The 12,110-nt window shown below is 39.5% G+C and carries 9 protein-coding genes and 1 other RNA gene; 1 reads left to right on the top strand and 9 read right to left on the bottom strand.

Annotation, left to right across the window (positions count from 1 at the left end; translation table 11 throughout):
- Positions 1–31 precede the first annotated feature (31 nt).
- The 9 genes from KS419_RS04115 to secG all read right to left on the bottom strand — a co-directional run bounded on the left by KS419_RS04115 (position 32) and on the right by secG (position 9,985).
- Positions 32–238 carry a hypothetical protein gene (locus KS419_RS04115; protein ID WP_217064812.1) on the bottom strand — a complete coding sequence of 69 codons (207 nt, stop codon included), beginning with the start codon at positions 236–238 and terminating at the stop codon, positions 32–34.
- A gap of 275 nt (positions 239–513) precedes the next feature.
- On the bottom strand, positions 514–1,788 hold the full coding sequence (locus KS419_RS04110; protein ID WP_217064811.1) for an MFS transporter: 1,275 nt from the start codon (positions 1,786–1,788) through the stop codon (positions 514–516).
- A 180-nt stretch (positions 1,789–1,968) separates the two neighbouring features.
- Positions 1,969–2,331: a transfer-messenger RNA gene (gene ssrA, locus KS419_RS04105) on the bottom strand.
- Between the two features lie 325 nt (positions 2,332–2,656).
- On the bottom strand, positions 2,657–3,124 hold the full coding sequence (gene smpB / locus KS419_RS04100) for an SsrA-binding protein SmpB (protein ID WP_217064810.1): 468 nt from the start codon (positions 3,122–3,124) through the stop codon (positions 2,657–2,659).
- Positions 3,125–3,281: 157 nt separating this feature from the next.
- Positions 3,282–5,663 carry a ribonuclease R gene (gene rnr, locus KS419_RS04095; protein WP_217064809.1) on the bottom strand — a complete coding sequence of 794 codons (2,382 nt, stop codon included), beginning with the start codon at positions 5,661–5,663 and terminating at the stop codon, positions 3,282–3,284.
- Between the two features lie 163 nt (positions 5,664–5,826).
- Positions 5,827–6,576 carry an alpha/beta hydrolase gene (locus KS419_RS04090; RefSeq protein WP_217064808.1) on the bottom strand — a complete coding sequence of 250 codons (750 nt, stop codon included), beginning with the start codon at positions 6,574–6,576 and terminating at the stop codon, positions 5,827–5,829.
- Positions 6,577–6,619: 43 nt separating this feature from the next.
- Positions 6,620–7,333 (bottom strand): alpha/beta hydrolase, encoded by a 714-nt coding sequence (locus tag KS419_RS04085; RefSeq protein ID WP_217064807.1) that lies wholly within the window; start codon positions 7,331–7,333, stop codon positions 6,620–6,622.
- A gap of 284 nt (positions 7,334–7,617) precedes the next feature.
- Positions 7,618–9,348: a permease gene (locus tag KS419_RS04080; RefSeq protein WP_217064806.1), complete on the bottom strand. Its 1,731-nt coding sequence runs from the start codon at positions 9,346–9,348 to the stop codon at positions 7,618–7,620.
- Between the two features lie 406 nt (positions 9,349–9,754).
- Positions 9,755–9,985, bottom strand: coding sequence for a preprotein translocase subunit SecG (gene secG, locus KS419_RS04075; protein ID WP_217064805.1), 231 nt, complete (start codon positions 9,983–9,985; stop codon positions 9,755–9,757).
- A 384-nt stretch (positions 9,986–10,369) separates the two neighbouring features.
- Here secG and KS419_RS04070 point away from each other — a divergent pair, with 384 nt between their 5' ends.
- Positions 10,370–11,893, top strand: a complete 1,524-nt coding sequence (locus KS419_RS04070) for a methyl-accepting chemotaxis protein (protein WP_217064804.1) — start codon at positions 10,370–10,372, stop codon at positions 11,891–11,893.
- The last annotated feature ends 217 nt before the right edge of the window (positions 11,894–12,110 follow it).

Genomic DNA, 12,110 nt, shown 5'->3' with positions numbered 1-12,110 from the left:
CGAATTCGACAAGTGCCTGGCACCATTCAGTTTACTCACCACCACCATCAGAACCAGCATCGCCAGCATCATGTTCTGCAGTGCTGCTTCCATCTTTTTTAAAATTGATAATCTCTTTCCCCACTTTATTCCCTTCCACAGCATGATCGTGGCGCATGAATTTACTAAATGCATATGGCTCTGTAAATTGATCCCTAAACCTGATCCGAATGAATGCAAGTAACGATAAACCAGTCAAGAAAACAAGTAACTTAACTGTTATCACCCCGTTAAAAGTTTGTTTACTATTATATATTCAACGTTCTTCCCGTTATGTCCAAAAGTCCATATTACATTAGGGTAGTTAATGTTCCCTGTTGATTAAGCGAAATTAAACTCCCTGTTGCGAGAGCATCTCTAGAGTATTATTATTTAATCTTTCACAGTTTAAAATTATAAATACTTCTTCTATAATAATGTTAAATCTTGAATCACATGAATAAATCACTAAAATTACCCATCTACTTCCACCTATTAAGACAGTCCCAATTTTTCTTTATCAGGTTTTTTTGCCAATAAAGAGCAAAAAACTCCGACTATGGGAAAAATAAGAATAGCAAGTAATACTGGAGTATAACTTTGGAAAAGATCATATCCCATTCCAAATGGCAACGGCCCGAAAGCAGATCCCAAAACTCCCATTGTTACACCAAATCCATTGATACTTCCTATATATTTTCTACCGAAATAATTTGGCCAGATAATATTTAATCCTATTCTTTCAAATCCACCAGCTACTCCCCAAAGCAAACCAAAGATAATAGCCATTATATAGTTCGAAGTGACAAGCAACATCAGAATTAAAATAATTTCCAATATAAAAATAAAAAGAAGTAAATAATTTGTTTTCACTTTTTGGGTCAGATACCCTGATACAAGAGTCATAGGAATACCAACCACCGCCATTAAGCTTAATACCATGGCTGCCACTTGTGGAGGCAAGTCATTGGAACCAAAAATAGAAATAATATGAAACGTGATTCCTGTATTTATCATGGCTGGTATGCCGACACAAATTAGAATGGTCCAGAATGCACGAGTTTTCATCGCTTCCTTTAACGTCCAATCCTGCTCTGCTTTCACAACCGTCTGACCGAGTAAATGTCCATTTACTCCCACATTGGATGATTGATTCCCATCAGGAATTAACCCCACGTCTTCCGGTTTGTTACGGACACCAAACAAAGCAATCGGGATAAAAACTACTATAAGTAAAACCCCCCAGAAACGCCATGCAAACTGCCAATCCCATGTGGAGATTAACCATGTATTTATGATTGGGAATGACATGGCACTGAGGAAACCTCCTAGTGCCATTAAACTTAAAGCCACACCTCTTTTTCTAACAAACCATTGGGCCACTAACGTGTTGGGAATAAGGGACATACTTCCTTGGCCAAGTAGTCGGATCAGGAAAAATCCAATGGCAAGCATCCACATATTCGTTACGAGACTGTTGAAAAAACAGGCTGCAGCAAACAATGTACCTACCGCTACCATCATCGCCCGCTGTCCAAATTTATCAATGAACCTTCCTACCAAAATCATAATAAACCCTGCTGTAAGAGTGGCAGCAGAATAAAGTCCAGAAACTTCAGAACGGGACCAACCGAATTCCCCTATGTATTCATCAATAAAGGCTGCATTGGAATAGGTTTGCCCTGGACCGGAAAAAAACACACCTAAACCTGCAATAAAAACGATAACCCAACCGTAATAAATATTTTTCAAAAAAGGTACACGAATCATGGAGACACCGCCAATTGTCATTCAAACTTTATTTAACCCAAGTGTGATAATAAACTCGTAACAACTAAATCTATGACATATAAGAATATACCATTTCTTTTACACATTTTGTTTTTTCTTAACTATGATATATTTTTAAAAAATTCACAATAAAAAACAAAAAAACCACCATAATATGTATGGTGGAGACGGCGGGAATCGAACCCGCGTCCAAGAGTAACGTAACTTAAGCGTCTACGAGCGTAGTCAGTTTATTAGCATTTCGCTGACACCTCAGCCAACAGACAGGCTTCCGTGCAGCTATCCCGATTAATCTCTTCCTATTGTCCTCAGGCTGCGGACGCAAGGCGTATCCCACTTAGAGTGAGTCCCAACAGCTTCACATGGGCGATGAAGAAGTGAGACCGCTAGCAACTATTAAGCTGCGAAAGCGAAGTTGTTTTCTTCTTTGCCAACTATAGGCGATGGGCGTTTTATACGAGGACACCCAGCTCGGCTCGCGACTTAAGCACGACCTACCCCTGTCGAATCCAGAACGTCCCCTAGTTAGAAAAGCATAAGCACCTTGCTTAACAAGGAAAACACTGGATGAACTTGACAGCAGAAGCCCCTATTTGGCTTCAATAAGTTCTGAAGTGTCTCATTGTAGGTGCTGAAGCTAGACTGCTCTAAAAGAGCAAGTCTTCCTTAGGAAATCGTATCGGATAGAATAAGTCAAAGCTTAGCGCTTGATTTAATTGTCTACCTTAACGGTAATTATGATTATAACATATTAGACGAAGAGTTCAAATGGTAACCTCCGCCAATGGAACTTTGGTTTTCCAACAACAAGACAAAGTGCCATTCTATTACCAATGTGAGTTTTATTCTATCGGCCTAATTGTTGATCTTTAAAGGCCCGTTGAATTTCACGATTCGCATCTTTCTTTTTCAAATCCTCACGCTTGTCGTACTTCTTCTTCCCTTTCCCAAGACCTAATAATGTCTTGGCGAATCCATTTTTTATATAGATCTTTAGTGGAACTAAAGTGTAGCCTTTTTCTTTAGTTTGACCAATCAATTTATTTATCTCTTTTTTATGGAGAAGAAGCTTTCGAGCTCGCACCGGGTCATGATTATAGCGGTTTCCTTGTTCATACGGACTAATGTGCATATTGTGCAGCCATACTTCCCCATTACTCACTCTCGCAAAGGAATCCTTCAAATTCCCTTTACCTCCACGAAGAGATTTAATCTCTGTCCCTGTAAGGACCATTCCCGCTTCGAATGTTTCCTCAATATGAAAGTCATGCCGTGCTTTTTTATTTTGGGCAATGAGTTTTCCTTCGGTTGCCATCGTCTTTGCATCCTTTCTATTTTAACACTCATTACCTTATCATACCAAAAATAGAGTGGTTGTTCAATAAATGAAGGTGTTCCCCTATGGAAGATAAAAAAAGCCAGAATCCCAAGCTCCAATGGGAATTCTGACTCTCTTTACGAATGTGTTTTTCTTAGCCTTTTCGTTTCTTTTTCCCTTTTTTGCGTTTATTCGATGGGGCATTGTCGTAAAATTTCTTCTTTTTACCCTTTTTCTCCTTTTTGTCGCTACCTTTTCCTTCCGGTGGTTTTGCCCCAAGTTGTATACCACCTCGACCTCGTCGGCCTTTACCTTCCTTACTATCACCAGCACCTCGTTTTTTCCTGGATGGGCGACTACCACCTTCAATAACACGGGGACGGTCAAGTTTCCGCTCCTTACGTGCCTTCATGCCTACTACTTCAAAGTCGATGGAACGCTCTTCCACATTAACATTAATCAATCTAACCTCAATCTCATCTCCGATTCGAAACACATTCCCCGTTCGTTCCCCAATCATGGCATACTGTTGCTCATTATAGTGATAATAATCGTCGGTTAGATAACTAACATGAACAAGACCTTCAATCGTATTTTGGAGTTCCACAAACAACCCAAAATTCGTGACACCACTGATGACACCTTCAAATTCTTGTCCCACTTTATCTTCCATAAATTGAACTTTCTTCAGTTCATCCGTTTCCCTACTTGCATCCTCCGCCCGTCTTTCCATTTCAGAGGAGTGTCTCGCGATGTCCCCAAGTTTCTCATTCCATTTTTCCACCGTCTCATCATCCGTCTTGCCTTCAATTAAGTACGTTCGGATCAATCGGTGTACGATCAAGTCCGGATAACGTCGGATTGGTGAAGTGAAGTGGGTATAAAAGTCAGCAGAAAGACCGAAGTGACCAACACTTTCCGGATCATATTTGGCCTGCTTCATGGATCTTAACATAACGGTACTGATGACCGCCTCCTCCGGTTCCCCTTTGACCTGCTCCAGCAATTCCTGCAAGGCACGGGGATGAACCGTATTGGCTGCACCTTTCACCACATAACCAAAGTTCGTAATAAACTCTAAAAACTTGTTAAGTTTCTCTTCATCGGGATCCTCATGGATACGGTACATAAACGGAACTTTCATCCAATGGAAATGCTCTGCCACTGTTTCATTGGCACAAAGCATAAATTCTTCAATTAGTCTCTCTGCCACCGAACGCTCCCGCATGACCACATCAGTTGGTGTACCTTCTTCGTTTACCAACACTTTTGCTTCTTTGAAATCAAAATCAATGGCACCGCGGCCCATGCGCTTCTGACGTAAAATTTCCGCAAGCTCTTCCATCTGTTTAAAAAATGGGATTAGTGATTCATACCGCTTCATCACTTCTTCATCAGATTCATGAAGAATATCACGGACATCACGATACGTCATCCGTTCGGTCGTATGAATGACACTTTGGAAGATTTCGTGATTCACCACTTCCCCTTTCGAATTAATTTCCATTTCACATGACAAGGTCAATCGGTCGACCTGCGGGTTCAAGGAACAAATACCATTGGACAACCTATGGGGAATCATTGGTATAACCCTGTCCACTAAATAACAACTTGTTGCCCGTTCCGCTGCCTCCTTATCGATTGGAGATCCTTCTTTTACATAATAAGAGACATCTGCAATATGAACCCCTAATAAATAATTTCCGTTTTCCAGTTTTTTCACCTGCACTGCATCATCCAGGTCTTTCGCATCGGCACCATCTATCGTCACGATCGTCTCATCACGAAGATCTCTCCGGTTCTCTAATTCACTAGGGTCAATTTCATCCGGCACCTTATTAGCGTGATCGAGGGCTTCCTGTGGGAATTCCAATGGCAGACCGTGTTTATAAATGACCGACAGTATATCCACACCTGGGTCGTTCTTATGACCAAGCACTTCCAAAACACGACCCTCAGCACTCATCCGTCCTTCCGGATATTTAAGGATCTCCACTAACACTTTATGACCGTCAACGGCACTGCCTTCCTGCCCTTTCGGAATAAATATATCATTTGGAATCCGTTTATCATCGGTTATAACAAAACCATAGTGCTTATCGTCCACATATGTTCCCACAGTAGTTTTCACACCACGCTCAAGAATCCGAATGATCGCTCCCTCCGGCCTTGCTCCTGTAGAAGTGGGGTGGAGTCGAACGAGAACCTTGTCTTTGTTCATCGCTCCGTTCATTTCTGCACCGGCAACATAAATATCGTTATGGTCATCGTCATCCGTTTTTATAAAGGCAAACCCTTTCGGATGCATGATAACTTCTCCACGCATGAGACTCATTTTTTCAGGTATTCCATAACGATTACTTCTAGTTCGAACAATATGCCCTTCTTCTTCCAGTTCGTTTAACAGTTTCACAAACTCTTTAAATTGACTGGAGTCTGTGAGACCGATAATATCCTCTAACTCACTGATGGAGAGAGGTTTCTCTGCTTCTTCCTTCATATATGTAAGCAGACGTTCTTTCGTCATTTCTATCATTTAAATACCGCTCCTTTCGTAAAAAAATCATTTCTTTCATTATTATTCAATTCCATTTATAAAGGCTCTGTTATATTTTGCTGTTAATTTTTCGCTTCAGGACGTTTGCTACAATCAGCACTATATTAACATCATCCATAGCCTTAATACTAAGGAAAAAAAATTAATTATCATTCCAATCTAAGCTCTCTAAAAATTCATAAACATCCTCATGTAACTGATCCTTTTCCTTATCCAAAGTAATAACATGACCTGATTCTTCATACCATTTCAACTTCTTTTTTTCTGTCTCCACGGAATCATAAATAATCTTGGCGCTATCGGGATTGATCATCTTGTCATGTCTAGCCTGAACGACAAATGTTGGCGTGTAAATCATGTCCACATTACCTCGCACTTCTTCAATCAGTCCTTGTAACAACTTCAATGTCCCCATAGGCGCTTTGCGGAATTCTTCCATCTCCGCTTCAATCTCGTCTTCCGGTTTTTTCTCGTGTTTTTTATATTCTCTGGCATATTCCAGAACACCTTCGTACATGACTTCTTCACTTTTAATAAACATTGGTGCACACATTGGGATAATTCCCTTTACTGGTAGTGTGTACCCTAGTTTTAAGGAAAATACGCCACCAAGGGAAAGTCCTGCCACAGCAATCTCCTCATGACCGAGTTCTTTTAAATGATTATACCCTTCGAGAACATCTTCCCACCAATCCTCTGGACCATACTTCACCAGATTTTCTGGAGGAACTGCGTGGCCTTTATATTGCGGTGCGTGGCATGTATATCCCTTTTTTTCCAGGAATCTCCCAAGCATTCGGCAATCAGAGGAATTCCCTGTAAATCCATGAAGGAGGAGTAGTCCCCGATCTCCTCCCTTAAATGTAAAAGGTTGTGGCTGTTTAATCTTCATATAGTAATCTCCTTACTCCAAAACGCTTCGTTTTCTCCAAGCATTAACTGCTTTTTTGCGTATTTCCTTTATTGTCGTCCGTTAAAAACTCATCTATTCTCTCTAATAATGGTTCTTTATCTTCCCCAAACCAAATATAATGCTTGGCCTTTGGAAAATAATAGACACGCTTTTCTTCCGATTGGATTTGTTCATAAATAAATTCAGCACTCTTTTTTGGTACTAATCCATCGCTCTCCCCTTGAATAATAAGAGTAGGAACTTTCACATTTTTCAAATGGGCCCGGAGTTTCCGAACCATAAGAGAAAACTCCTTCGTCGCTACGATCGGTGTCTCTTTCACTTTCTGCATATAAAATTGATATAATTTATCATCGTCTAGTTCTCCGCGGAGGCCTTCGAGCACCCATCCTGCCACATCTTGAACAAGCTGTTTCGGATTAATATAAAACGCAGCAGAACTGATAAGAACCAGTTTTTCCACCGGGTACTTAGATGCAATATAACTTGCAATCATTCCCCCCATGGAAAATCCAATCACATACACTTTTTCGCATCGTTTTATAAGCTCTTCCACGGCCACTGTGGCCGCATAGATCCAATGTTTATACGTTACACCTCTTAAACCTTCCTTCGTCCCATGGCCAGGTAACGTGGGAGAATAGACAAGCCACTGTTTTTTTTCCAAATGGGAGGTGATTGCCTCAATTTCTTTTGGTGTTCCTGAAAAACCGTGCAGGCATAAACAACCGATCATTGAATCCATCACCTTTCTGACTTAATAAATTCTTCTCTAATCATAGTTAATGCAAAAAACTCTGTCACGTACATTGCTCATCAAGTCACGAATGAGCATACTATTATCTTTATTCCCTATATGAACATCTTTTAACATGCTTCAGACCGATTGCTTTTCCATAAAAATTTATTGGACGAAAAACATCATTTAAAATTCCCAAGCCGTAGAAACCCAAGTGATTAGATCAAGGAAAAGAGGATGTCATTTACCATCCTCTTTCATCTTGTTTATAAACATATATGTTAATTTAGATCAATAACTTGAAATAATCGGAAATCCGAAGGGGCTAATTTTATTTCATAAACCTTAGTTTCGTCTTTTTCATGGTAAGTTATTGGAATAACCGAATGTATCCCCCATTTGTCAATAACAACTAATTTTTTCCCTTTGGGCAACTTTACTTCCCAATTCTCTGGTCTGGAAGTGAAAGTTTCAAGAATGAACTTATCGTTATCATACAGAAAAAAGCCAATGTTTCCCGGACCATCCACCTCATACGAGATGATGGATGAGTTAAAACAGCTACGTATTTTGGTAACAACCTGATGTGGTAACTTCCAAAGTTGACTGTAGTTATCGGGGATAATAATAGTTGTCACTTTTCCCCTGCTATAGTTATCATACATGAGTACTGGAATATTATTTTGACTTTGGAAAGCAACAACTGATTGCCAAGTACTATTTGTACGATAGTCAAAAACAGGGTATACAATGGCTTCAGATGAATAGGAAAAATCGTCAAAAGTACAACTTGCTGTATCAATACCGAATTCTCGAACGGACAGCTTTTTTCCAGTAGACCGTAAAGATGTGAATTCCTCTATTCCTTTTCCTTCCATTTTTTCCACGAACCCAGAAGTCATAATGATATGACCGCCATTCTTCAAATACGTTTTCATTTTATCAATGATCTTGTCATCGCCTCCTGCACTAGCAGAAAGGAAAATAGGTTCATTTCCTCCACTTGAGAACTCCGGTGTCAATACCATCGGAATACCCATCATACCTAAATAGTCATAGATGTGATCCTCCCCTTTCCCGTAATGGGGCTGATATACCGATACACCTAATGGATTTCCTAGTTCCCCTGCAATAAGATCGAGTTTGTCCAATTGAAACCCTAGTGCCGGGATATAATTACTATCTTTCAATATGGAATAACAAAATAAGGTAAGTTCCTTTGCTTTTCCGAAAACGGTTAAATTAGCCTGCTCCAAATAATAGTCAATATATGTACAATCGAGACTGTCAAACCAACCCCCACCATTTTTTCCAGGAGACATGTTCTCCATCCATGTCATTAAAGAAAATGAGGCATAACGTGGAAGGTGTTGCTGACTAATGGCCGGGTCTCTTGTTTCCGTCCCGGTGTAAACGCCATCAAAAATCTGTGGCTGCTCCTTCGTATTATAGCCGGAGAAAGTATAGGATTCATTCCAGTTAGGATACTTAATGACCATTTTCACATTAGGGTTCACCGCTTTTGCTGGGTTTACCACCAGATTACAAGAGACTTCCTTCATTAAATCTAGTCGGAATTCCTCCCATGATCGGTCTCCCTTTTGAGATAAACAATCGTCACACCCACAATTAGTGAAGAAAAAATCATCTAATATAATTTCATCAAAAACAGAGGCTGTAACTTCCACCACTTCTTTAAACTTAGACCTTGAATCATTGTCTGTATAACAAATCCCCCCGAACAATCGGTTATACCCCTGGCGATACTTTTCCCCCAGAGTTGGGGTAATTCCACCAGCTACTTCTATCCCACGTCCGTTAAAAAACTTCTTTAATTCCTGTAAACGATCCTTACTTAACGTGACGTCACCTCGATGACTTTCAATATATACTTTTGAGACCTTTAGGTGCTTTTCGAAAAAAGCTAACTCCTGTTCGATCTGCTCAAAACTGCTATCTAAACAGGATGCTGTACAGTAAATTGCCAGATTAAAGTTGTCATAAGTGTTCATGTTTTCCCCCATATCCTTTTCGATATATCCTTTACGAAGTATCCTTTTCGAATTATTCTTTTCGAATTATTCTTTTCGATATATCCTTTACGAAATCGCTTTCCAATCTTCAGTATTCCACATTGACCTATTTTTTCCTGCAAACTTCCTTTAAAAATATACGTTAGAAAAGTCATTATTCCAAAAAAGACACAAATTAAGTCGAAAAATTCTTCCTTACCATGGCTTTTGTTTAATTCATTAGTTGTCCATCAAATGTTTTTTGACTCTATTTCAAATGTGGTGGTGTAGAAATTTCCAGTTTCTACACCACCACATACAGCATAGAGCCGTTTTTTTATTCTTATTCTATATAACAAAAAACAGCAAGCGTTATGCCTGCTGCTGTGTGTTTTTTGGTTTTTAATTACATAAAGAATGCAACTAAGATTGTCAGTAAGAAGAATAGCACCCCTAAAACTACGGTCGCTTTAACTAAAACAGCTTCCACACCGCGGGCTTTCTGCTTTCCAACTAATTGCTCTGCTCCACCGGAGATAGCACCTGAAAGACCAGCACTACGCCCAGATTGCAATACGACAACTGTGATTAGTAAAATGGAAACAATAACAAGTAAAATTGACACAAATGTTAGCAAACTCTACACCTCCATACGTACATAAACCTTCTTAGAATATATCATGAAAAATAGGACAACGCAACCTGATTTTCCAGTGTAACAGGTGAGCTTTCCGCACCTATTTTCTGTATTCCCTTAGCGGTACATTGGAAAGAATAGTCTACCAGTTCCCACTTCCTTACTTTAATTCTAGACAATTGTCTAGGCCTTTATTATATAATCTGACATATTAAAGGGTTTGTCGAGTTTTGTCGTTGCTCCACACCCTCTATATCTTTTACAATAGTAGTAAATATATTATTAAAAAATTGAACAAAATCGGGCGATGAATACTTATTCGTACTCATTCCCTTACACACTGAAAGAATCCATAAAACAAACAAAAGCGAAGGGGGAAGTTAAATGGAAGATAGAAAAAATAGTATCATGCTAGTATTTACAGCAATTTTATCCTTATTATCAGTTGTTGTTTATCTTTTACACCAGCATTTTCATATTTTTAAAAATGTTAATTACGTCCTGCATCATCATGGTACAGGGGATTGGGTTTATTCCGTCCTTATTCTCCTTATATTGCCTATTATATTGTTTGGAATTGCCCTTCTATTTTATCTCAAAAACAAGAGCCATCCTTTTATTCCAATCATTGTTACGTTATCAGTGACCTTTGGTAGCATTTCAATAATTGCAAGTGGAGACGGGCTTGTGGAATACCATTTTTCCATTTTCATGGTCATTGCCACCTTAGCATTTTTTGAGAATATACGTTTGATTGTTTTAAGCACAGTTATTTTCGCTATACAACACTTAGGCGGATTTTTCTTGGCACCTGAATTAATTACTGGAACCGATCAGTATTCTTTTCTATTATTGCTAATTCATGCATTTTTCTTAATTATGACTAGTTCCATCATCGTGGTGCAAATTATTTCTCGGCAAAAATATCGTAAAGAAGTTACACTTCGCAATGCGAAACAGACATCATTAATAAATCAGTTAAAAACACGATTACAAGAGACCTCCAAACAAGTACTTGCAAACCTAACACACTTGGAAACAGGTTCCAAAGAATCTGTTGCGGCAACAGAAGAAATTGTTGGTTCCATTCAAGAAATGATTGGAGGCGCAAATGATCAGCTTCAGTATGCAAATCAAAGTCATCAATCCATTGACGATGTTTTTCAGGCTGTAGAAGATATATCAGCACAAACTAGTAGGTCTAAGAAGTCATCAACCCATACTCTATCCTTAGCAGAATCGGGAAAAGAAAGTATGGAAAATACGACAGAACAAATTCGCGGCATTTCGAATGCCGTCCAACAAATGAATGAGGTTGTCTCTCAACTTGGAAATAGGTCTACAGAAATTCAACAAACGATTGGCTACATGTCAGACATTGCGGAGCAAACAAATCTATTAGCATTAAATGCTGCAATTGAAGCTGCACGGGCCGGAGAAGCTGGCAGGGGATTTGCCGTTGTAGCCGACGAGGTTCGAAAACTGGCTGACCAGTCCTCGCAATATGCGAACCGGATCTCTGGAATATTGCAAGAATTAATGACAGATACTCGAAAAACAGATGAAGTCATGTTAACAACAAATGAGCAAGTAAAAGAAGGTCTTCATCAAATTAGCTCTACTGGTAAACTGTTTGATCAAATTGTCCAAGATACGGCTATTGTTTCTGAAGATGTAAATAGTTCATTTGAAAAATCCCAATCAATTGTCCATCTTGTAAACCAATTAAAAGAGGCCATCGATTCCATGACGAAAGTTTCCGAACAATATAAAGATAGTACAGAAAATATTTCAGCTGCATCACAAGAACAATTAGCTACATTTGAAAACTTCAGACATACGACGGAATCTATTAAAAGTCAGATGGAGGAATTAGATAGTCTCGTAATGGATATGACCGGGAAATAGGGGAATTGCTGGAGATTGTGGGATTGGTGGTATTGGTGGGATTGGTGGTATTGGTGGGATTGGTAGGGTGTGAAGTTGGTAGTTGGGTTTGGGTGGGGTTTGGCGAGGTGGGGTGAGGGGTTTAAACCAGGTTCACCTGAACCTGGTTCATTTTTCCCTGGTTCAGGCTCCCTCATGCTCCCTCATGCTCACGGATTGAACCTCGGGTTTTTGAACC

Source organism: Evansella tamaricis (assembly GCF_019042215.1).
GTDB classification, from domain to species: domain Bacteria; phylum Bacillota; class Bacilli; order Bacillales; family Salisediminibacteriaceae; genus Evansella; species Evansella tamaricis.
This window is presented reverse-complemented; position numbering and strand designations above follow the sequence as displayed.